Source organism: Leeuwenhoekiella sp. MAR_2009_132 (assembly GCF_000687915.1).
GTDB lineage: Bacteria > Bacteroidota > Bacteroidia > Flavobacteriales > Flavobacteriaceae > Leeuwenhoekiella.
The window spans coordinates 977,718-1,000,855 of sequence record NZ_JHZY01000002.1; the positions used below are offsets into that span (position 1 = coordinate 977,718).

A 23,138-nucleotide genomic window follows, 5' to 3' on the forward strand; every position below is an offset into this window, starting at 1 on the left:
TTTCGGAATGTATAAACAAACAAATGCCTTTAATTATCTGAATTAAAGGCATTTGTTTAAATAGGGAACTAATTTACTGCAGTTTTGTAATATCTTCCAACTGCTGTAAATCTTCGATTGTTCGGTAAATTTTTGAGAGTTGATTGTTAATTACAGTGCGTAAATGCTGAGGGAATTCATGAGATTGTAAAACAGTCTCATACTCGTGTGCACTATTTTTTTCACCTCTTAAGCATTCTTCGAGAACTGTAGAAACGTCAGCTTCCAGTATAGAGTTTTTTAATTCAATCCAGGTACGGTGTAAATCTGCTACGATAGTACCGCTGGTTTTTGGAGTTTCATTAAGGTTATGTAATTCGTGATCTAATTCAGTTGCAAAACTACTTCGTTTAGCTGCCTGACGTTGCATAAACCCTCTTAGAGCCGGGTGTTCTAAATGCTGCATAGCTCTAATAAAATCCTTTTCAGCATCATAATTTTTAACTAATAAACTTTGTAAACTTTCGGTTAGTTCGTTGTGAGTTATTTGCTTGTCAGATTCCATAGGTATACTTTATTAATGCAACTAGCTTGTAAAAGCTGGCATTGTTTTAATTGATTACTTTGTAAAGTTACCCTTAACATCTCTAAGTTTTATAGATTTTACAATAGGTTAACATAGAAATATGATCAAATAAGAAGTTGTAATTCTTATTTATCGTAATATTACGATAAATAGTATATGGGACTTACAAAAGAAATTTTATTTACTGAATATCAAAATGAGATGGCGCTGTATGCAAAAGCGCTTGCGCACCCGGCACGTATTGCCATTCTTCAGGAACTTTTTAAATCTAAGACCTGTATTTGTGGTGATCTGGTAAATCAATTAGGACTTGCCCAACCTACTATATCACAACATTTAAAAGAACTTAAAAAGGTAAATCTTATTAAAGGAACAATAGAAGGGGTGCGTGTTTGTTACTGTTTAAATCAAGAAACTTTACAATTATTCTCTGAAAAGTTTAAAGGTTTATTTGAACTGAATGAAATTAATGAGCAATCTGATTGCTGCTAAATCACTAATTATGTTATTATCTGAACTTAAAAAAAATGCATCTAAAGCCTTAAAAATAGGTTTTGAATTGCCTAACGGAAAACTTGTGCCCAGTCATTTTCATGTTACCGAAGTAGGATTAAGTACTAAACGTTTTATTGACTGTGGGGGTCAAAAACGAATTAAAGAGACCATTGTATTACAGTTATGGTCTGCTAATGATTACAATCACAGGTTACATCCTGAAAAATTAGTTGAAATATTAACGCTTTCTGAACGCGAATTGCAACTGCCCGATCTTGAGGTGGAAGTTGAGTATCAAGGCGAAACCATAAATATTTATAATCTAGGACATAACGGTAAGTATTTTACATTGACAGCTCAACTAACAGATTGCCTGGCAAAGGATGCCTGTGGTATTGATGAGCGTCAAACCACTCCGCTTATTAAAGCGGCTTCAGACCCTTGTATTCCCGGAAATGGATGTTGTTAGTATTATGAATAGTTCACTTAATAAATACATAAAGGATCTCGACATTTCTACACTAAGCAATGAACGTAGATCGACTTTAGATACAGTAAAAAATAACATTCAATCAAAAATTGAAAGAAGCACGCCTGTAAAACTTCATTTTATTTGCACCCACAATTCAAGACGTAGTCAACTGGCTCAAATTTGGGCGCAAACTATAAGTGTTTATTATGGCGTTTATTTAGAGGCATTTTCTGGTGGAGTAGAGGTGACAGCATTTAATGAGACGGCCGTTCACTCGTTGAAAAAGGCTGGTTTTGAAGTGGTAAAAGAAGGAATTTTAAATCCAGTATATACCTTTACTTTTGATTCAGATAAGCCATCAATTAAAGCATGGTCAAAGTTATTTGATGATGCTACAAATCCACAAACTGGATTTGCGGCGTTGATGACATGCGCTGACGCAGATGAAAACTGTCCCTTTATTCCGGGTGCAGAAAAACGTTTACCATTGCGATATGATGATCCAAAGATTTCTGATGGTACAACGCAAGAAGAAGAGGTATATGCCGCTAGAAGCAAACAAATTGCTACAGAAATGAAGTACATATTTAGTACTTTAAATAGCTGATAAAATTTATATTTTCATACAAAAAGCTGATTTTACAATCAGCTTTTTTACATTGAGGAGCTACTTAAAAGTATATTTGCGGCATAAAATAGGTTTATGGCTAAAAATGATCCCTACGCGGCATTACACTACAAAGAGTTCAATATTTTTTTACTCGTTCGCTTTGCTATGGTATTTGCCTGGTCTATGCAATTTGTAGTGATCGAGTGGGAAGTATATAGTATTACTAAAAATCCGTTATCTCTAGGTATTATAGGTTTAATGGAAGTTATTCCTGCTGTTTCTTTAGCTTTATTTGCAGGACATATTGTAGATCAAAATGAAAAAAGAAATCTACTTTTTAAATGCCTATTAGGTTTTTCGGTAATAAGTATTGGTCTGTTTTTATTAACCTGGCCACAATTTACAGCTTCGATTTCTACTAATGTAACCTTAAACTGTATCTATTTTTTAGTTTTTTTAGGTGGTGTAGTACGTGCCTTTCTGGGACCCACTATTTTCTCGCTGTTTTCTCTGGTAGTTCCTAAAAAAGTTTACCCTAATGCAGCCACGTGGAGTAGTAGTGTCTGGCAAATGGGGGCTGTTTTGGGCCCTGCTTTGGGAGGTTTTGCGATTAACTGGTTAGGGGTTCACTGGTCTATGTGTTTGATATTTGGTTTTTCTTTATTCGCTCTAATCTGTTTGTCTCAGATTAAGCGAAAACCCATATTAAATCCTAACATTGGTGAGCCTATTTTAAAAAGCTTAAAAGAGGGAATTCAATTTGTACGCAATAGCAAAGCGGTTTTAGGAGCGTTAAGTTTAGATATGGTGGCCGTACTTTTTGGAGGGGCAGTTGCTTTACTTCCTATTTATGCGCAGGATGTTTTAAAAGTGGGTCCAGAAGGTTTTGGAATTTTACGTGCGGCTCCTGCCGTGGGAGCACTTATAACTATGTTTACTTCGGCATATTTTCCATTGTATAAAAAAGCTGGCTTAAAATTATTAGCTGCGATTTTTGGTTTTGGGGTTTGTATAATCGTATTTGGTTTATCTACAACATTCTGGCTCTCTGTGGCTGCCTTATTTATGAGTGGTGTTACCGATGGTATTTCTATGATTATACGGCAAACCATTTTACAACTTAGAACTCCAGACTCGATGCGGGGACGGGTAGCTTCAGTAAACTCTATGTTTGTGGGTAGTTCTAATGAACTGGGAGCTTTTGAAAGCGGTCTTACGGCAAAACTAATGGGAACGGTAACTGCTGTAGTCTTTGGAGGAAGTATGACGCTAATTACAGTTGTTTTTACAGGGATTATTTCACCTAAATTTAGAAAATTAGACCTTCGGAAAGATCTGCAAGAACACGATACCCAAAATTAAATTTAAAATCCGGCAGGCTTCGGTAAAGTACCCACTGTATTTTTATTTACATTAACCGTAAAGCCGGGCACTTCCTTGGCTAGTAAACCTTTTCTGAATATGATTATATTCATATGTAAATCTATAGTAGTAACGGGGTTTGCTGAAGTTCTAAATATTCCCCCATTATTTATAAAGCATTTAATATACCATTTTTTATCTAACGCATTTTTATAGGCATAAACCTGATAGCCTTCAACAATATTATTTACGGTTCCGCTTGCGGTAATCACGCTAGTAGAACCGGTACCGTGTTCTACAAAATAATATCCCTGTACCGAAAGTATATAATCGTCTGTACTTATTTTTGTATTATAATCTGTAATACCAAATCGAGAAGTATTGCTAAAAACCAATTCAGCATAATTAATAGGACCATATTTACTTACTGATATATCATACTGAACAATTGAATTATCTGTTCTCTCAATTATAAGCTTAGATCCGCGTATTTGTGTTGAGTTTCCCGGGTTTTCTAAATAGAGCTTTTCATCTATAATCGCTGTACCATCTACATCTAATAATGCCGTAGGAGTATCTGTATTTATTCCTACCTGAGCCTGAATGCTAAAGAGGTTTATAAATACAATAAAAATAGTATGTAAAACGTATTTGATCATTTAGTAAAGGTCTGGTATTGTTATCGCTGTACCTGTGTTACTGCCATTAAGATCTGTGCGAATAACTGGCAATTTGCGATAAAATGAAGTGTCATAAACAATTAAGGTAAATTCATAAGCCACAGCATTAGTTTCTACAATAGTGTCTAAATATCTGTTTCTAATTTCCAAGTGCCAGGTTCCATTACTTTCAAAGACGCGTACTACAAACGCTCCTATAGAATCAAGATTCGTATTAATAGGTAGTTTTATGACAGGAGCACCTATATATCTAAAGTCTGCAATACCTACAATGTATTTATCGGTTTCAAAACTTATATCTATATCTATTAAGTTATCGTAACTCAGATTTTCAAACCGGTATTTAAAGATATTCATAGGAGCCACCGTAAGTTCATCTACATTAAGCCGGGTGATCTCACCTGTTACAGGTGTTGAATTAGTACGGCGTGTAAGTAGTTTAAAATCTTCGTCTGTTGCGGTTACAGTAGGGAGAACATTAGTTTTAAAATTTTCCTGTACAACGACAGAACCTGCAACATGCAAGTCTGCCAGGGGTGTAGTAGTACCAATACCTACCTGTGCAAACGTTTTGCCTAGTATGAAAAGAAGAATCAAAAAGTATTTTTCTTTCATAGTTAACTAGTTTATAAAAGGATTAGCAGCAGTTTGTGTTGTACCGCCTGCCATTGAAACATTTATGGTACCAAACTGTTTTGACAAATCATTAGAATAAATAAGAGTTGTAATCGTCCACGTTCCTTTTTCTGCGGGATATCTGTTATTAGCCGCAGGGAAATCTGCCTTAATATGCCATGTACCATTTTGAATAAATGCAGAATAGAAGGGAATAGTTGCATTTCGGTTTATATCTAATTCACGATCATAAGAAGCCGAAATTGCGTTCAATACAAAATCTGTAGCATTAACCTGCGTATCAAAATCGTAAACCCAATCTTCGTTAGGATTAAATATCTCATAAACTTGAATGTAACCTAATGCAGCACCTGTAGGATTACTTACATCTAAAGATTTTATACGTGCGTTTCCTTCCTGAACTAAAAAAGTAGAGGTGTCTTCATCCTGTAAATTATCAATTACACCGATAGTAACACCAGTTTGTATGCGCGCATCACCTGCTACTTCGAGTTTCATTCTTGGATTTACGGTTCCTATTCCTATAGCTGTTTGTTGAGCAAATACAGGATGTAACATTGTGGAGAATATAATAAAGAGAATTAAAAAAGTAAAAGCTCTCATTTGTAGTTAGTTAAGATCTAAGTAAAACTAACCAATATTTTTCAATTTATAATTAAAAACTATCGTTTAAAAGCAAATAAATACGTTTTTTAACTTTAAATAATCACATTTAACTTGTATTATAATAAATTTTGTAGGAATATTCTTTAATTTATTAATTTTAAATTGAATTTTATAACCGTGTAAATTTGATTTAGTTAAACATTTAATTGAGACTTAGCAGAATTATAAAATATGACTTTAAATTTGTATCTTTACCGAAGTTTAGATTTTTTGGCATTCCTGCTAAAGAAGTTACTTGATAACGACAGATATATAAAAAGGTAAAATAAATTACCATTCTTCATATCATACGTATCATTACCTCACAAAACAATCTAAGCTAGTATATATTCACCTAAAACAGATAATGGCTAAATCACAACAAACTTATAGCAAGACAGAAAGAGAGAAAAAGCGTATTAAAAAACGCGAAGAAAAATTAAAACGTAAAGAAGAGCGTAAAGCAAATGCAGTAGGCGGTAACTTTGAAGATATGATCGCTTATGTTGATCATAATGGAAACTTAACTGATACCCCACCAGATCCTTCATTACGAGTAGAAGTAGAATTAGAAGACATACAAATAAGTGTTCCTAAAACTACTGAAGAAGATAAGATAGCTGCTGAAGAAGCAAAATTTAGAAAAGGTAAAGTATCCTTTTTTGATCATTCTAAAGGTTTCGGATTTATTATTGATACCGAAAATCAAGAAAAATATTTTGTTCACGTAAGTGGTATTCTAGATGGCGAACTTAATGAAAATGACAAAGTTGCTTATGAATTAGAGCGCGGTCAAAAAGGTATGAATGCTGTAAGAGTTAGTAAAATTTAATTACCACCAGGTTGCAAAATGTCTATTACAGACTTTAGTATTGCAATCTTTTACCCAAAACATACACGAGCGTTGTTCTTCTAGAACAGCGCTTATTTTTTTGTAAAAATTTCTGTGCTTTAAAAATTCTTCGGTTTCAGAAGGTTTACTTACCCAGTCATTTTTAGGTGGAATATAAAAAGTAAACTCTTTATTTGATAAAAAGCTTAATTGCTCTTGTGTGAAATAATTTCCTTCTATGCAGTTCTGAATTTGAGAATCACCTTGTTCTAACTGAAATTCAAATGGTGTAAATATTTGTGCTTTAAAATATACTTGTTGATCTATTTTGCGATTTATTAAGTTTAAATCCTTCAAATAGAGCTGTGTATTGATGTTTTTTAAAATAGGGAACTGATGCTGAACCAATTTATCAAGTTTATAAACTAATTGATCTTTAGCATTAGGCCCTATAAGTTTAGCTCGCCAATCTCCAGCAATTTCTGGTCTGTAGAAATAAAATTTATACACCATTTCTAGATGTATCAATTTTTTCTGAATAGGGTCTTCTAATATAAAATCAAGTTCTCCCAGCGTTTGCTTGTTTGCAATAATCTGTAAATTTTTAGAATGTATTGTATAATCCTCATTTTTCAAGGCAGCATTCATAAAAACTTCCATACGCTGGCCTAAACGTATGTTCTCGGGCATTCTAAAATTAATAGGAAGTGTTTTTGAAAAATTTTTTAATTGAAAATTTGAAAACGGAAAATCAATCGGAGTAAACAAGAGTTGACCCGTATTTAAAAATCCGTTGTATTGAAGTTGTAGCTTATTTAATTCAGGCATCAATCAAATAAGTCTGAAGAAAGATAACGATCACCGCGGTCACAAATAATAGAAACCACAATACCTTCTTCTAACTGCTCGCAAAGTCTTAGTGCTGCAACAGTTGCGCCGCCGCTGCTCATTCCGCTAAAAATACCTTCTTCTTCAGCAAGACGTTTTGCCATGATTCGGGCATCTGCTTCACTTACTTCTAGTACCTGATCAACTTTTGTGGCATCAAATATCTTAGGAAGATATTCTTGCGGCCATTTACGTATACCGGGAATGCTGGAGTCATCTGTAGGTTGTACACCCACGATTTTAATGTTTTTATTTTGTTCTTTTAAATAGGTCGAAGTGCCCATAATAGTACCTGTGGTTCCCATTGAAGAAACAAAGTGCGTTACTTTACCCTGGGTATCCTTATAAATTTCTGGTCCTGTGGTGTTATAATGTGCTTTCCAATTATCAGGATTTGCAAACTGATCGAACATATAGTAGCCTTCGTTTTTCACTTTAGCTTCAGCAAAATCGCGAGCACCTTCAATACCTATTTCTTTAGGTGTTAAAATAACTTTAGTACCGTAGGCATGCATCGTTTGTACACGTTCTTTAGTGGCATTTTCGGGCATTACAATTTCTAAATGTAAGCCGTATATAGAGGCTATCATAGCAAGTGCAATGCCGGTATTGCCACTGGTAGCCTCTATAAGTTTTGTGTCTTTATTAATGTCACCCCGTTGCATTGCGCTCGTAATCATATTAAAAGCAGCTCTGTCTTTTACGCTGCCGCCGGGATTCTGACCTTCAAGTTTAAAAAGTAATTTAACCTTAGGATTTGTTTGTAAAACACGAGATTCTACAAGGGGAGTATTGCCAATAAGGCGTTCAATTGAATAATTCATAATTTATTTTTGAAATACCGCATTTATTTCTTTTCGAGTTCTCTAATCAGAATTTCGGGTTTATGAGAAACTAGAGAATATGGAGGTACAGATTTAGTCAACCAGACGTTTCCACCTATTAAACTATGTTCTCCAATTATGGTCTCACCGCCCAGAATAGTTGCATTAGCATAAATGGTTACAAAGTTTTCTATGGTAGGATGACGTTTTACTGCTTGCAGTTCTTTAGAAACGCTGAGTGCTCCTAAGGTTACCCCTTGATACAGTTTAACATGATCTTTAATTACAGCTGTTTCGCCAATAACGATACCTGTTGCATGATCCATAAAAAAATGTTCTCCTATAGTAGCACCCGGATTAATATCTACACCAGTTACTTGATGTGCATATTCTGTCATTAAGCGCGGCACAATAGGAAAGCCTTTTTTATAAAGTGCGTGACTCAATCTATAGATTGCTATTGCATAAAAACCGGGATAAGCAAGGTATACTTCTTCAATAGTTTCTGCGGCTGGGTCATTAGTAAAAATCGCTTTAGCATCAAGGTTAAGTTTTCTTAGTATTTCGGGAAGTTCGCTCACATAATCATCCCAGACTTTACTGCATTTTTTATCGAGTTCCCAACAGGCAAGTTCTACAAGGTCTTCAAATAATCGCTCCAGACGATCTAAATCTTCTTCCAGATTATTAGGAAAATTGAATAACGTCGCAAATAATTCTTTTGTAAAACGCTGTGCATCTTCCTTTAATTTAAAATTAAGGTTGGCGTTTTGTTTATGCGACCGTATTTGATTTACAATTTCTTTCTTGTTTACCATTGCTTATGTGTTACTGTCAAATTTAGAGAATACTATTTGCACAGTTTGATGTTCGTGTCAGGAATTTTCTCCTAAAATAAAAAGAAAATGCCCTTCTGGATAATAGTTTTATTTTTACAGCATGTTTGATAAAGAATATTACTACCTTCTCAAAATTCAATATCTGGGTTTTAGATACCACGGATGGCAAAAACAACCAGATCTTTTAACCATTCAACGAATGATGCAACGCACGTTACGTTATGTATTAGGTCGCAATAACTTTAAATTCATTGCAGCCGGGCGTACAGATTCTAAAGTTTCAGTAAATGAAACCTATGTCGAGTTAATTTTAAAAGAAGCACCATTAAATCTTGACACATTTCTATCAGAATTTAACGAGAACCTTCCGCAGGATATTAAACTGCTTGGTATCGAAAAAAAGGAACAAGGCGTGAATATCATTCAGGCTCCAAAATTGAAGGAATATATCTACCTATTTTCGTTCGGTTCAAAAAATCATCCATTTTGTGCACCTTTTATGATTAATGTAAAGGGAAGTCTTGATATAGACTTAATGCAGCAAGGTGCTTTAATGATGCAAGGGGAGCACGACTATCGCAATTATGCCTATAAATCTACGCCTGAAACACAAACTCTAATGCATATCAACACTTCATCAATTGAAGTAAATACCTTGTATTCTGCTAATTTTTTTCCGGAGACATCTTATGTATTTAAAGTCGTAGGTGCCGGATTTAAAAGACATCAGGTACGACTCATGATGGGGTCTCTTTTTGATTTAGGTAGTGGTAAAATGACTCTAGATGAATTTAAACTTAGTCTTGACGGGTCAAAACCTTTTACGCTAACGCATATAGCACAGGCATCAGGACTAATTCTACAAGGTGTAAAACTCTTAGAATAATCTTCACTTAAATTAACTTAAAGCTAGGCTGTCTTAACAAAGCTTAACCCTTTTACCGTAGGCTTTAACGGCGTATTAACCCGGGCTAATTGAATGCCTGTCTAAATTTGCTAGGAATAATTTAATGAACCAAAAAAACATATATTATGAAAAAGGTAGCAATTTTAGCAACAAACGGATTTGAAGAAAGTGAATTAAAGTCGCCTCTTGAAGCAATGAAAAAAGAAGGCTTTGAAGTTCATATAATAAGTGAAGAAGCTGGTACCATTAAGGCCTGGGATACAGACCACTGGTCTAATGATTATGACGTAGATAAAACTTTGAGTGAAGTATCAGCAAAAGATTATAATGCACTGGTGTTACCGGGTGGAGTAATTAATCCAGATAAATTGAGAAGAAATGAAGATGCCTTAATTTTTATCAGAGATTTCTTTAAGCAGAAAAAACCGGTTGCAGCAATCTGCCATGCTCCACAACTTTTAATTAGTGCTGATGTGGTAGAGGGGCGTACAATGACCTCCTTTAGTTCTATTAAAAAAGATCTAGAAAATGCAGGTGCACTATGGGTTGACCAGGAAGTGGTGGTAGATGAAGCATTAGTTACAAGTCGTAATCCTGATGATTTACCGGCATTTAATGCAAAAGTAATTGAAGAGATAAACGAAGGTAAGCACGATTTACAACACGCTTAATTAATAGTAGTATATAGAATTTTTAAAAGTCCATCATTTTGATGGACTTTTTCTATTTTTAAATTTCCTTAATCATGCATAATGTCTAAACGCGTAAAGTTAAAAAAGCCCAAATTTCCTAAACTGCCAAAAATAAGAGGCGCTCACCGGAAAATACAAAATGATATACCGGGAACACTTACTTATACCGGTATTAAAGATCAAAAGCACGTTACTATTGAATTGATTGATTATTCTCCGGAAACACATCGTTATGAGGTTTATAATGATGTTTCCAAGGCATTTAACAAGCACGTCGCAGGAGAAATATCCTGGATTAATGTAAATGGACTGAGTCAGATAGATCAAATAGAAATACTGGGAAAGCATTATAATTTGCACCCATTAATACTTGAAGATATTGTAGATACCCACCAGCGTCCTAAAATTGATGAATATCCCGATTATCTATTTATTGTGTTTAAAATGCTGTATTACAATGAGCAGGGCGTATTTATGAACGAGCATATAAGCCTTGTTCTAGGTGAAAATTACCTAATAACCTTTCAGGAAGCAGATGGTGATGTATTTGACTCCCTGAGGCAACGTATTGCCAACTCAAAAGGTCGCGTGCGTAATGCGGGTTCAGATTATTTGATGTTTGCAATAATGGATGCAGTGGTTGATCATTATTTTACGCTTATAGAAGCGATGAGTGACCGCATAGAAGATCTTGAAGATATTTTATTTTCTAATACCGCAGAGCAAGATATTACGCAGGATATTCAGGAATTAAAGCGCGAAGTACTGCGTATACGTAAAGCCGTGTTTCCATTTAGGGAAGTGGTAAACAGACTTGAAAAAATAGACAGCACCTTAATTGATGAAAAAACAATCAGCTATATACGCGATCTTTATGATCATGTAACTCAAGTGACAGATAGTATAGATATCTACCGCGAGATGACCTGGGGACTTATGGATATGTATATGACTACCATAAGCAATAAAATGAATGAAGTGATGAAAGTACTTACCATAATGGCGAGTATTTTTATTCCGCTAACCTTTATGGCAGGTATTTATGGGATGAATTTTGAATATATACCAGAACTCCATTTAGAGTATGGCTATTTCTATTTGTGGGGCGCGATGATTCTCGTGTTTCTAGGACTTCTTTATTATTTCAAAAGGAAAAAGTGGTTGTAAATACTATTAGTTTCATACCATTAGAATGCAAATTAATCGCAGTATCGCTTTTAAAATAACATTTAAAACCGCTTGAAATACTGTAATTTTGAAGCATTAATTTATGTTCCAAATTTGAACTTAAATGAAAATCTTCAGAATAAAAATCAAAAAACTTAATGTCAAAAACAGTACCCGAAGCTTATTTTAATTTTCTTAAAGAATTAAAAGAAAACAACAATAAGGAGTGGATGGATGCTCACAAAAACACGTACTTAAAACTTGAAAAAGAGTTTAAAGCATTTTGCGCTTCTACAAAAGATAGATTAAATACATTGGATCAAATAGAACGTGCAAAAGTCTTTAGAATTAATAGAGACGTACGTTTTAGTAAAAATAAAATGCCTTATAAGACAAATCGAAGTGTTATTTTCAGTAGGGAAGGAGTGCAACGTCGAGGCAGTTATTATTTTCAAATGGCACCCGGAAATAGTTTTATGGGAGGCGGTTTTTTTAGTCCGGAATCTCCAGATTTATTGCGCATACGCAAAGAGTTTGAATTAGATGCAGCGCCCATACGTACAATTTTAAAACAGCCTCATTTCAATAAAGCATTTAATGGTTTTAATACCGAAGATCAGGTTAAAACGGCTCCAAAAGGTTTTAGTAAAGAAGATCCTAATATCGACCTAATTCGCAATAAAAATTTCTTTGTGAATCATGCATTCACAGATGAAGAAGTTTTAGCCGAAGATTTTCAGGAAAACCTAATTATTCATTTCAAATTATTGCTTCCGTTTTTTGATTATATGAGTGAAGTATTAACCACAGATTTAAATGGAGAAAGTGTGTTGTAAGGTTATGGTAATCAATAGAATATTAAATTCTTAAAAACTTTGTTGATTACTTTGACTTTTTCACCTTTTATATACGTTTTTGAAGTCCTATATTAGCAAACATCCCTTCATTTTTATGGCAGAAGAAACTAAATATACCGAAGATAATATTAGATCCCTCGACTGGAAAGAGCATATACGTATGCGTCCCGGTATGTACATAGGTAAACTGGGAGACGGTTCTAGTGCAGATGACGGGATATACATTCTTCTAAAAGAGGTTTTAGACAACTCTATTGATGAGTTTGTTATGGGATCTGGTAAAACTATTGAAGTAAGTATTCAAAATAACCGGGTAATTATACGCGATTACGGTAGAGGTATTCCGTTAGGTAAGGTCGTAGATGTAGTGTCTAAAATGAATACCGGTGGTAAATACGACTCAAGAGCTTTTAAAAAATCGGTGGGTTTAAATGGTGTAGGTACTAAAGCCGTAAATGCACTATCAGAATATTTTAGAGTAGAATCTTCACGTGATGGTAAATCTGCTGCCGCAGAGTTTTCTCAGGGAAATTTAGTTAACGAGGAGTTTCTAGAAGAAACATCGCGCAGAAGAGGTACTAAAATGACATTTGTACCTGATGAAACAATCTTTAAAAATTATAAATACCGAAACGAATACGTTTCGCGTATGCTTAAAAATTATGTATATCTAAATCCGGGGTTAACCATTGTTTTTAACGGTGAAAAATTTTATTCAGAAAACGGTCTTAAAGATTTATTAGGCGATCGCATTGCAGAAAGCGACACCTTATATCCTATAATTCACCTTAAAGGTGATGATATTGAAGTTGCAATAACGCACAGCCGTACGCAGTATTCAGAGGAATATCACTCTTTTGTAAACGGTCAAAATACAACTCAGGGTGGTACGCATTTGGCCGCTTTTAGAGAGGCTGTAGTTAAAACCATACGAGAGTTTTACAATAAAAATTATGACGCTTCAGATATTAGAAAATCTATTGTTTCTGCGGTAAGTATTAAGGTGATGGAGCCGGTTTTTGAATCACAAACAAAAACCAAATTAGGTTCTACAGATATGGGTGGCGAATTACCCACAGTACGTACCTACATCAATGATTTCTTAAAAACAAAACTTGATAATTATCTGCACAAACATCCTGAAGCAGCAGATAAAATTCAACGAAAAATATTACAGGCAGAGCGCGAGCGTACTGAGCTTTCAGGAATTAGAAAACTCGCAAAAGATCGGGCTAAAAAGGCAAGCTTACACAATAAAAAACTAAGGGATTGCAGAGTACATTTAACAGATAGCAAAAAAGAACGCAATCTTGAAAGTACGTTGTTTATTACAGAGGGTGATTCTGCATCTGGTTCTATTACAAAGTCACGTGATGTAAATACGCAGGCCGTTTTTAGTTTACGCGGGAAGCCTTTAAATTCTTATAACATGAGTAAAAAAATTGTGTATGAGAATGAAGAATTTAACCTGCTTCAGGCAGCATTAAATATTGAAGAGTCTATGGAAGACCTTCGGTATAATAATATTGTAATTGCTACAGATGCAGATGTTGACGGTATGCACATACGATTGTTACTTATAACGTTCTTTCTTCAGTTTTTTCCCGAGTTGATTAAAGAAGGGCATTTGTATATTTTAGAGACACCCTTATTTAGAGTGCGTAATAAAAAGAAAACATTCTATTGTTACAGTGAGCAGGAGCGTAGAGATGCAATAGAAGAATTAACGGGCAAACCTGAAATCACCCGATTTAAAGGTCTTGGAGAGATTTCTCCAGATGAGTTTAAACATTTTATAGGTGAGAATATACGATTAGCACCGGTTATGCTTGACGAAGCGGTATCTATAGAACAGTTACTTGAGTTTTATATGGGTAAAAATACCCCAGACCGTCAAAAATTTATAATCAATAACTTAAAAGTAGAATTAGATCCGGTTTTAGAGAATTAAATTTCCAGGTTCTAATGAAGATTAAATACTAAACCTTTCCGAAGGCAACAATGAGCGAAAACTACGAAGATCCTAATTTAGAAGAGCAACCCGAAGAAGTAAATGCAGGAGAGACCATCACTCGGGTAACCGGGATGTTTAAAGACTGGTTTCTTGACTATGCATCTTACGTTATTTTAGAGCGTGCTGTACCCGCAATTGAAGACGGTTTTAAACCGGTACAGCGCCGTATTATGCATTCTATGAAAGATCTGGACGATGGGCGCTATAATAAAGTAGCAAACATTGTAGGTCATACTATGCAATATCACCCACACGGTGATGCAAGTATTGCAGATGCTATGGTGCAAATGGGCCAAAAGGATTTACTCATAGATACGCAGGGTAACTGGGGTAATACGCTTACGGGAGACAGAGCTGCAGCTTCTCGTTATATTGAAGCACGCCTTTCTAAATTTGCTTTAGAAGTATTATTTAGTCCTAAAATCACAGATTGGCAGGCATCGTATGATGGCAGACGTAAAGAGCCTATAAATCTTCCTGTAAAATTTCCATTGCTACTTGCTCAAGGAGCCGAAGGTATTGCGGTAGGATTAAGCACAAAAGTTTTACCTCATAATTTTATTGAACTCATAGACGGTTCTATAAAACATTTACAAGGAAAGAAATTTACACTATTACCAGATTTTCCTTCTGCTGGAGAAGCAGATTTTAGCGATTACCGAGATGGTAAGCGTGGCGGAAGAATACGTGTTCGCGCTAAAATTAATCAGCTTGATAAAAATACGTTAGTAATTACTGAAATCCCTTTTAGCACTACAACTACTTCATTGATTGATAGTATTTTAAAGGCAAATGATAAAGGAAAGATTAAAGTAAAGAAAATTGAAGATAACACCTCGTCTGAGGTAGAAATCTTAGTGCACTTACCACCCGGTTTATCACCAGATAAAACTATAGGTGCCTTGTTTGCATTTACAAATTGTGAAGTAGCGATATCTCCCTTAGGCTGTGTTATTGAAGACAATAAACCGCTTTTTGTAGGAGTTACACAAATGCTTCGTATTTCTACTGAACGTACTAAAGATTTATTACGCCAGGAGTTAGAAATACAACTTCAGGAATTAGAAAATCAATGGCACTACGCTTCTCTGGAGCGTATTTTTATTGAAAACAGAATCTACCGCGATATTGAAGAGCAAGAGACCTGGGAAGGTGTTCTTCAAGCAATTGATGAAGGTTTAAAGCCTCACATTGCACACCTTAAAAGACCGGTGATAGAAGAAGATCTTGTAAGACTTACCGAAATACGCATTAAACGTATTTCTAAATTTGATATAGATAAAGCCCAACAAAAAATTGAAGCTCTAGAGGGTGAAATTGCTCAGGTAAAATTTCATTTAGCAAATCTTAATGATTTTGCTATAGATTATTTTAAGCGTCTTAAAAAGGAATACGGGGCAGGTAAAGAGCGTAAAACTGTTATCAGACTCTTTGATGACATAGAAGCCTCAAAAGTTATTATACGTAATACTAAGCTTTATGTAAATCGAAAAGAAGGATTTATAGGTACTTCGCTCAAGAAAGATGAATACGTTACAGATTGTTCTGATATCGACGATATTATTGTATTTACCAAAGATGGGAATATGATGGTTACAAAAGTAGATTCTAAGACATTTGTAGGTAAAGATATCATTCACGTAGCGGTGTATAAGAAAAAAGACAAGCGCACGATTTACAATATGATTTACAAAGATGGGCCGGGAGGTGCCACCTATGTAAAGCGTTTCAATGTGACAAGCACAACTCGCGATAAAATATACCCAATGACTAAGGGTAAAAAAGGATCTCAAGTATTGTATTTTTCTGCTAATCCTAATGGAGAGGCAGAGCTAGTTACCGTGTATTTACGATCTATAGGCAATGTTAAAAAACTCAAATTTGATCTTGATTTTTCTGATGTTCTTATAAAGGGTAGAAATGCTAACGGAAATATTGTTACTAAGCATTCGGTGCGAATTATAGATCTAAAGGAAAAAGGGATTTCAACTCTGAGACCGCGTAAAATATGGTTTGATGATAGTGTTAATCGTCTTAACGTAGATGATCGTGGTGAATTGTTAGGGGAGTTTAAAGGCGAAGATCGCCTGTTAATTATAACTCAGGATGGTGTTGCCAAAACAATTGTTCCGGAACTAACGACACGTTTTGATGATAAAATTATCGTATTAGAAAAATGGATTCCCGAAAAGCCTATTTCAGCAGTTTACTGGGATGGTAACCGCGAGCGTTATTATTTAAAACGTTTTCTCATAGATAATCCTGAAAAAGAGGAAAAGTTTGTTTCTGAACACCCCAATACACAGCTAGAAATCGTCTCAACAGATTATAGACCGGTGTTAGAAATGGGATTTTATAAAGACCGTAATAAAGAACAAAAACCGAATGAGACGGTTAATGTAGAAGAATTTATTTCGGTGAAGGGAATTACTGCGTTGGGTAATCAATTATACCCAGAAAAACTAAAACAATTAAATTTACTAGAGTCATTGCCTTATGAATTACCAGAGCCAGAAATAGCAAATCCTGATGATTCTGAAATCGATTCATCAGAAAATTTTAATGATGATGAGGAACATGATGGCGATTTTTCACAAGGCAGTTTATTTTAAGTTATGGGTTTATTACAGGAATTTAAAAATTTTGCGGTAAAAGGCAATATGGTTGATATTGCTATAGGTGTTATTATAGGTGCAGCCTTTCAAAATGTAATAGATGTAATTGTAAAAAAAGTAATGTTACCACCACTTTCTTTATTGACTGATGGCGTAAACTTTTCAGATAAAAAAATAGTACTTAGGGAAACAATTATAGGAACTGATGGAAAATCTATTGAAGAAGTTGCTATAGGTTATGGCGATTTAATAACGGTAATGATAGATTTTTTGATAATCTCTATTGTAGTTTTTATAGTTGTGAAAGTTATGAATACGTTAAGGTCTAAAAGTGAAGATCATACAGATAAGACTGTAGAAACACCGAAAAATATTCAGCTTCTTACACGTTTAGGTGACTTAATAGAGGAGCAAAACAAAATCTTATCAGAAAGTAAGAATAAATTAAATTAGATTTTAAGACTGAATTATGTACTAGTATAAATTATATAGTTTCTGATAATTTATAATTAATTGTACAGATTTCTATATTTTAAGTTAATACTAACAATTGTAACTTTTTTTTATAGTTCCTTTGAGCCTTATATATGAGCAAGATATATTTCTTGCTTAACTTTCTACAAATGCCAGAAAACTTGACAACGCTAAACGTATTAGCAGTTGATGATAATAAATTAAATCTACTAGTACTCTCTCAACTTTTAAAATTATTGGGGTTATCTTCAGACTTAGCTTATGGCGGTGCACAAGCTATCGAGATGGCAAACCATAAAAAATACGATCTCATTTTTATGGATATTCATATGCCTGATGTTGACGGTTTTATGGCTACCGAAGAAATACGTAAAAATAATAAGGACACGGTTATATTTGCCTTATCAGCAGATACTACAAAACCTACTATAAAAAAAGGATTCTTGGTAGGTATGAATGATTATTTAACTAAACCTATAGGAAGAGAAGGCCTGCTTTCAATCCTTGTCGCTTACTTTGGCGATCGTATTACCGTTTCTAAAAACTAATGTAGCGGTAAAATTAATTTTACCTGAGTTCCTATAGCTTCATTATTATCGCTATATAAATCAATCACATCTAATTTATAGGAGTATTTTAAGTTTTTAGAGAAGTTCTCTAATCGCTTTAACGTTAAATTTATACCTATAGATTTTTTCTGAGTATTTAATTTTTCAGAATCTAAATGCATCGTTTTTGATCTTCCTATTCCGTTATCGGTGATTGTAATATTTACATAATTAATGTGGTGTTTATCAATCGCAATGCTTAATTTTTTATCGCCGTTTTTAGCCTGCAATCCGTGCCAGAGTGCATTTTCGACAAAGGGTTGTAATATAAGAGAGGGGATTTTTATTCTTTTTAGATTAAGATTTGGGTCTATTGTTATAGAATAATTAATTTCATTACAGAATCTTATGTTTTCAATGTTAATATAAAGGCGCATAGTCTCTAATTCTTCCTCTAATGAAATCTCTTTTTCAAGTGAACTTGATAATATAGATCGTATTAATTTAGAAAATTGATTTAAATACTCCATCGCCTCAGTAACGTTATGGTTTTGAAGATAGATGCGTATTGATAATAGAGCATTAAATATAAAATGCGGATTCATTTGAGAACGCATTAATTTTTGTTCTGCACTTAAAGTGCGTTTTTGACTTTTAAGACGATATTGTCGATACAGGATAAATAGAAGAACAAGAATTAAAAAAAATACAGCCAAAACGAGTATAAAACTCTTTCTGCTTTGTTCTAATTCAACAGCAGCAAAATTGTTCTGTTGTTCCAGTAGTTTAATAGTGTTTTTTTTCTGTTCACTATCATATTTCATTATTAAATCTGAAACGTATTTATGATTTGCTTCATTTAGATACTCTTCCTGTACTTTTTGAGATAAGCGCTGGTATTCTAAAGCTTTTTTATAATTACCGGTAGCATCTTTTAAATCTGACAGATGAAGATAGGCCATACTTAAAAACTGTTTCAAGTCATTTTCTTTAGCCATATTAATTGCCATTAAAAGGTATTTTTCTCCTAATGCATAATTGCCTAATTCACTATGAGCCCACCCCATATTGACGTATGCAAATGATATATAAAATTTATCTCCTATTGCTTCAGCAGTCTTTAAGGTAGGTTCAATAAGATCTAAAGCTATTTTTGATTTATTTTGTTTTAGATAAACCTGCCCTAAACTATTGTTACAAATAACACGTCCTAAATCACTGTCTATGATATTATTATACTCAAGTGACTTTTTGTAATTCCAAATAGCTTCATCAAATTTTCCGCGTTCTTCATAGGTAATTCCTAAATTTGCATAGTTAATAGCAAGGCCTAAATCACTTTTTAAAGTCCTCTCATAATTTATAGCTCTTTTAAAATATTTTTCTGCTGCAGTATAGTCGCGTAGTAATAAATAAATATTACCAATACTATTCAACGAAATCGATATACCCTTAGTTAAAGATAACGTCTGCACGCGTTGACTTTCGGCAAGTTGAAGTGCGGCATTATGTTTATCAAGCGCAGAGCGTACCGCATCTATACGCCTATAAACAACACCTGTCATGTTTAATGCAGATACCTGCATCTCAATATTATTTATATTGTTTGCGATTTGTAAGCTTTTATTGTGATGCTCTAGCGCTTCTTTATAATTAGAGATGTCTCGTAAATAAATTCCAAGCATATTCTCGCCAAAGGACTCGCCTAATCGATATGATTTACTGCGGCTATCTAGAATCAATTTTTTAATAAGAAGTGTATCTCTTTTAAAAGAACCAGAATATTTTTGAACAGAGTCGTGCGCGTTATACTGTTTTTTAAGAATATAACTCAAACTTTCATTGGGAGTCATTTGCGCATTGCTTGAGAATATGCTTCCTAGATAGAAGAAAAATACAAGAAGAGCTTTAACTTCTTTAAAGAAACACAACCCCATAGATGAAACATTTATGCTTAAATATAAACAACTTAAACTTAGGTCGCTAATCTAAGGGGTGTTAGCAATAGAGAAAATTTGTTAGCTTAGAATTATTTATAATTACTAATACCTAAGCTTTTTGAATGAAAAGAATAGGTATAACTGTGGAAGTAAGTTATTTAATTTTCTTAGCAGTACCTTTTTGCTTGTTGCTTTCACCCACGAGTGCATACTCAAATGTATATACATCGTCTTTTGTGGTGAGGATTTTAAAATGTAAAGCTTTACGATCACGCATTGAAGTAGGGTTTATTTTTTCTGCGATATACTCACAATCATTAATCCATCGTATACTAGAAGAATCAGCCTTACCTTCAAAAAAATCAATTTCAAGCGTATCATTACGCACAAATGTTGTTTTTACAACCTCACCGTTTAAATACGTTTCAAACTCAAATTTACCGGTCTTAAAATCGGTACAGTTGCGTTCTGGATTATAACAACCCGTAAGCATAAGAGCAGTTAGTAGAGACAGTGAAACTATTTTTATCATTGTGAAGGGAAAATTCGTTATTTCAAATTTACACCAGAAAGTTTAAGGCACGAAATTCTTAAAGGTACCATCTTTATAAAAAATCACAATTCGTTCTATAGCTTCTTCTTTAACCGATGCTAAGGTTTCTGTTACAGGATCTGTATGTGGCATTTGCGAGTTCTGTTGAGAACTTTCAGAATTGGAGGGTGAAATTGATTCAAAATCTGCCTGTAATTGATTTGACGATAATTTAGGCGCTGCAGAAAGTCCTCCGGTTTTTTTAGGAAAACTACCTTTACCATTTAATAGCCAATAGAGTTCTACTTCAGGAAAAGCTGAAACAATTTTCATGACAAATTCTAAGCTAGGCTTATTTCTACCCGAAAGAATATGTGAGATAGAAGAGCGACCTACTTCAATCTCATCTGCAAAAGAAGTCGCATTCAAATCATACTCATCCATTATACGTTGGAGTCGTTTACCAAATTGATCACTGTTTACCATTGTAACACCACTATCTTTTTTTAAGTGTTACAAATGTAAATAAACTAATTACATTAATCACATTACATTTGTAAACAATTTCAATTACATCTAAACTTTTTATTTAATTAAATGCTTTTAAATATCTAAAAAGCAAGTTTTTAAGTATTATATAATAGACGATAGGAATGTTTCCAATTTATAGATTTTACTAAGGCTATTAACGATTTACACTTGTAAACAGACGTACAGAAATTTGCTGTTTACATTTGTAAAATAAGTATTGTTTACATTTGTAATTCAATAAAAATGATGAATTATTCTGCTTTAAAATCCTGGCACAAAAGCCACAAAGTTGCTGCTCTAAAAGGACGTTATATTACTATTAATGACATTCAGCCACTTCTTGATGAACTTCCCACTCTTTTTACTGTAGAGGTATTGGGTTATTCTGTTGAGAACAGACCCATCTCAAAAGTAACATTTGGTACAGGTCCTATTACTGTTCTAGGTTGGTCTCAAATGCACGGAAATGAGAGTACCACCACAAAGGCGCTGTTTGATATTTTTAAATGGTTTGAAACTAATAATGCTACAGATGCTGCCAATAATCTTTTAAATGCCTGTACTTTTATTATGGTTCCTATGCTTAATCCTGATGGTGCAGCGGCATATACACGAGTAAATGCTAATCAAATTGACCTTAATAGAGATGCACAGGACTTAACCCAGCCAGAAAGTGTCATTTTAAAAGATTTATATACTAATCTAAAACCAGATTATTGCCTTAACCTACATGGTCAACGAACCATTTTTGGAGTAGGTGATCCTGCAAAGAGTGCAATAGTTTCATTTTTATCTCCATCCCAGGACGAATTACGTACGGTAACGCAATCCAGAAAGATAGGAATGGCATTAATATCCGATATGAATGAAATGCTACAGGAGTTTATACCTAACTGTGTAGGACGTTATGATGACGGATTTAATATAAATTGTGTGGGAGATACGCTTCAGCATAAGAATATACCCACGGTACTTTTTGAGGCTGGGCATTATCCAGAAGATTACGATAGGGAGGAGACCAGGAGTTATATGTTTTTGTCACTTATTCGCATTTTTGAATCTATAATTTTGCTTAAATCGAAAAAAAGTGCCTCCAGTAATCCTTATTTTACTATTCCGGAGAACAAAAAATGCTTTTTTGACTACTTAATTCGCTCAATTGAGCTTCCTGGTTTTGGAGTTGTAGATATGGCAATTCAATTTGAAGAAAAACTAGAAATTGGAGTACTCAATTTTATTCCTAAAATACATCAAATAGGTGATCTAAAGGAGTTTAAGGGTCATTTAGAAATAGACTTTGATGGAAAATCACCTCTAAATAAAGATGATTTTAACTGGAAAGAAGGAGTGATTATTGAGGAAATCCAAACAAATTCCGGTTTACCTACAACGTTTTCGCTAAAAAGGAACAATTTGTTGTGAATTATTCAGTGATTTTGTATTATTTTTGATTTATATATAATTTAATTAACTAATAATGGCAAAATTCAAATTAGACGAAGTAGATCATCAGATTTTAGATATGCTGATTGAGAATACAAGAACTCCGTTTACAGATATAGCAAAGAAATTACTGATATCGGCTGGTACTGTTCATGTACGAGTTAAAAAGATGGAGGAGGCCGGCATTATTGTAGGTTCTTCATTAACTCTTGACTACGCTAAACTGGGATATTCCTTTATTGCCTATGTAGGCATATATATTAATAAAACAAGTCAAACTACATTTGTTTTGGAGCGTATCAATCAAATTCCTTATGTTACGGTAGCTCATGTTACTACAGGGAAATTCAATATTTTTTGTAAAGTAAGAGCAAAAAATACAGAACACGCTAAGAATATAATTTTTCAACTTGATGATATTGAAGGCGTTTATCGTACTGAAACTATGATTTCTTTAGATGAAAGTATCAACGATAAAAAACGTTTAATGCACAGTATTTTTCAAGACCTGTAAAGTAAACCAAAGAAGTATTTTATATATACCCTTTGGCTCTTTTGGCAAAGGGTATT

At 34.0% G+C, this 23,138-nt stretch carries 25 protein-coding genes; 15 read left to right on the forward strand and 10 right to left on the reverse strand.

What is annotated here, in order from left to right; genetic code table 11:
• Positions 1-73 precede the first annotated feature (73 nt).
• A complete protein-coding gene (locus P164_RS04195; RefSeq protein WP_035899335.1) occupies positions 74-544 on the reverse strand; it encodes a ferritin-like domain-containing protein in 471 nt (156 codons plus the stop codon).
• 177 nt (positions 545-721) lie between these two features.
• On the opposite strand from P164_RS04195, the gene P164_RS04200 reads away from it, so the two are divergent.
• The 4 genes from P164_RS04200 (at position 722) to P164_RS04215 (ending at position 3,504) form a co-directional block, all read left to right on the forward strand.
• Positions 722-1,057 carry an ArsR/SmtB family transcription factor gene (locus P164_RS04200; protein ID WP_028375219.1) on the forward strand — a complete coding sequence of 112 codons (336 nt, stop codon included), beginning with the start codon at positions 722-724 and terminating at the stop codon, positions 1,055-1,057.
• A gap of 10 nt (positions 1,058-1,067) precedes the next feature.
• Positions 1,068-1,529 carry a DUF6428 family protein gene (locus tag P164_RS04205; RefSeq protein WP_028375220.1) on the forward strand — a complete coding sequence of 154 codons (462 nt, stop codon included), beginning with the start codon at positions 1,068-1,070 and terminating at the stop codon, positions 1,527-1,529.
• Between the two features lie 4 nt (positions 1,530-1,533).
• Positions 1,534-2,139, forward strand: coding sequence for a protein-tyrosine-phosphatase (locus tag P164_RS04210; RefSeq protein ID WP_051621282.1), 606 nt, complete (start codon positions 1,534-1,536; stop codon positions 2,137-2,139).
• Positions 2,140-2,235: 96 nt separating this feature from the next.
• Entirely contained in the window at positions 2,236-3,504 is a 1,269-nt protein-coding gene (locus P164_RS04215; RefSeq protein ID WP_028375222.1) for an MFS transporter, read from the forward strand.
• Positions 3,505-3,506: 2 nt separating this feature from the next.
• Here the strand turns inward: P164_RS04215 and P164_RS04220 are convergent, their stop codons facing one another.
• From P164_RS04220 to P164_RS04230, 3 genes are read right to left on the reverse strand one after another with little or no spacing between them, the layout of a single operon-like run.
• The gene (locus P164_RS04220) at positions 3,507-4,163 is read right to left on the reverse strand and encodes a hypothetical protein (protein ID WP_028375223.1); all 657 of its coding nucleotides are present in this window, start codon (positions 4,161-4,163) and stop codon (positions 3,507-3,509) included.
• Entirely contained in the window at positions 4,164-4,799 is a 636-nt protein-coding gene (locus P164_RS04225; RefSeq protein ID WP_028375224.1) for a hypothetical protein, read from the reverse strand.
• 6 nt (positions 4,800-4,805) lie between these two features.
• The gene (locus P164_RS04230) at positions 4,806-5,423 is read right to left on the reverse strand and encodes a hypothetical protein (RefSeq protein WP_125411747.1); all 618 of its coding nucleotides are present in this window, start codon (positions 5,421-5,423) and stop codon (positions 4,806-4,808) included.
• Positions 5,424-5,832: 409 nt separating this feature from the next.
• On the opposite strand from P164_RS04230, the gene P164_RS04235 reads away from it, so the two are divergent.
• Complete coding sequence (locus P164_RS04235) at positions 5,833-6,297, forward strand: cold-shock protein (RefSeq protein WP_028375226.1); 465 nt, start codon at positions 5,833-5,835, stop codon at positions 6,295-6,297.
• On the opposite strand, the gene P164_RS04240 is transcribed toward P164_RS04235, so the two are convergent.
• Genes P164_RS04240 through epsC form a run of 3 tightly spaced genes read right to left on the reverse strand, consistent with a single transcriptional unit; the run spans position 6,298 to position 8,827 of the window.
• Complete coding sequence (locus P164_RS04240) at positions 6,298-7,125, reverse strand: DUF1853 family protein (protein WP_051621190.1); 828 nt, start codon at positions 7,123-7,125, stop codon at positions 6,298-6,300.
• Positions 7,125-8,009 (reverse strand): cysteine synthase CysM, encoded by an 885-nt coding sequence (gene cysM / locus P164_RS04245; RefSeq protein ID WP_028375227.1) that lies wholly within the window; start codon positions 8,007-8,009, stop codon positions 7,125-7,127. The genes P164_RS04240 and cysM overlap by 1 nt, the downstream gene beginning before the upstream one ends.
• Positions 8,010-8,032: 23 nt before the next feature.
• Positions 8,033-8,827 (reverse strand): serine O-acetyltransferase EpsC, encoded by a 795-nt coding sequence (gene epsC, locus P164_RS04250; protein ID WP_028375228.1) that lies wholly within the window; start codon positions 8,825-8,827, stop codon positions 8,033-8,035.
• A 121-nt stretch (positions 8,828-8,948) separates the two neighbouring features.
• On the opposite strand from epsC, the gene P164_RS04255 reads away from it, so the two are divergent.
• The 8 genes from P164_RS04255 to P164_RS04290 all read left to right on the forward strand — a co-directional run bounded on the left by P164_RS04255 (position 8,949) and on the right by P164_RS04290 (position 18,122).
• The gene (locus P164_RS04255; protein WP_028375229.1) at positions 8,949-9,734 is read left to right on the forward strand and encodes a pseudouridine synthase; all 786 of its coding nucleotides are present in this window, start codon (positions 8,949-8,951) and stop codon (positions 9,732-9,734) included.
• Between the two features lie 146 nt (positions 9,735-9,880).
• The gene (locus P164_RS04260) at positions 9,881-10,426 is read left to right on the forward strand and encodes a type 1 glutamine amidotransferase domain-containing protein (RefSeq protein ID WP_051621193.1); all 546 of its coding nucleotides are present in this window, start codon (positions 9,881-9,883) and stop codon (positions 10,424-10,426) included.
• Between the two features lie 81 nt (positions 10,427-10,507).
• Positions 10,508-11,614, forward strand: coding sequence for a magnesium/cobalt transporter CorA (corA, locus tag P164_RS04265; protein WP_028375231.1), 1,107 nt, complete (start codon positions 10,508-10,510; stop codon positions 11,612-11,614).
• Positions 11,615-11,772: 158 nt separating this feature from the next.
• Positions 11,773-12,450, forward strand: a complete 678-nt coding sequence (locus P164_RS04270) for a DUF2461 domain-containing protein (protein WP_028375232.1) — start codon at positions 11,773-11,775, stop codon at positions 12,448-12,450.
• Between the two features lie 115 nt (positions 12,451-12,565).
• The gene (locus tag P164_RS04275) at positions 12,566-14,422 is read left to right on the forward strand and encodes a DNA topoisomerase IV subunit B (RefSeq protein WP_028375233.1); all 1,857 of its coding nucleotides are present in this window, start codon (positions 12,566-12,568) and stop codon (positions 14,420-14,422) included.
• 50 nt (positions 14,423-14,472) lie between these two features.
• A complete protein-coding gene (locus tag P164_RS04280; RefSeq protein ID WP_028375234.1) occupies positions 14,473-17,097 on the forward strand; it encodes a DNA gyrase/topoisomerase IV subunit A in 2,625 nt (874 codons plus the stop codon).
• Positions 17,098-17,100: 3 nt separating this feature from the next.
• A complete protein-coding gene (mscL, locus tag P164_RS04285; protein WP_028375235.1) occupies positions 17,101-17,553 on the forward strand; it encodes a large conductance mechanosensitive channel protein MscL in 453 nt (150 codons plus the stop codon).
• Positions 17,554-17,687: 134 nt separating this feature from the next.
• On the forward strand, positions 17,688-18,122 hold the full coding sequence (locus P164_RS04290) for a response regulator (RefSeq protein WP_081817311.1): 435 nt from the start codon (positions 17,688-17,690) through the stop codon (positions 18,120-18,122).
• Here the strand turns inward: P164_RS04290 and P164_RS04295 are convergent.
• The 3 genes from P164_RS04295 to P164_RS04305 form a co-directional block, all read right to left on the reverse strand.
• On the reverse strand, positions 18,119-20,059 hold the full coding sequence (locus tag P164_RS04295; protein ID WP_035899337.1) for a tetratricopeptide repeat protein: 1,941 nt from the start codon (positions 20,057-20,059) through the stop codon (positions 18,119-18,121). The genes P164_RS04290 and P164_RS04295 overlap by 4 nt on opposite strands.
• 157 nt (positions 20,060-20,216) lie before the next feature.
• The gene (locus P164_RS04300; RefSeq protein WP_028375237.1) at positions 20,217-20,594 is read right to left on the reverse strand and encodes a hypothetical protein; all 378 of its coding nucleotides are present in this window, start codon (positions 20,592-20,594) and stop codon (positions 20,217-20,219) included.
• A 42-nt stretch (positions 20,595-20,636) separates the two neighbouring features.
• Positions 20,637-21,080 (reverse strand): helix-turn-helix domain-containing protein, encoded by a 444-nt coding sequence (locus P164_RS04305; protein ID WP_028375238.1) that lies wholly within the window; start codon positions 21,078-21,080, stop codon positions 20,637-20,639.
• Positions 21,081-21,368: 288 nt separating this feature from the next.
• Here P164_RS04305 and P164_RS04310 point away from each other — a divergent pair, with 288 nt between their 5' ends.
• Both P164_RS04310 and P164_RS04315 read left to right on the forward strand, forming a co-directional pair.
• Positions 21,369-22,547, forward strand: coding sequence for a M14 family zinc carboxypeptidase (locus tag P164_RS04310; RefSeq protein ID WP_234405815.1), 1,179 nt, complete (start codon positions 21,369-21,371; stop codon positions 22,545-22,547).
• Positions 22,548-22,602: 55 nt separating this feature from the next.
• The gene (locus P164_RS04315) at positions 22,603-23,082 is read left to right on the forward strand and encodes an Lrp/AsnC family transcriptional regulator (protein ID WP_028375239.1); all 480 of its coding nucleotides are present in this window, start codon (positions 22,603-22,605) and stop codon (positions 23,080-23,082) included.
• Positions 23,083-23,138 lie beyond the last annotated feature (56 nt).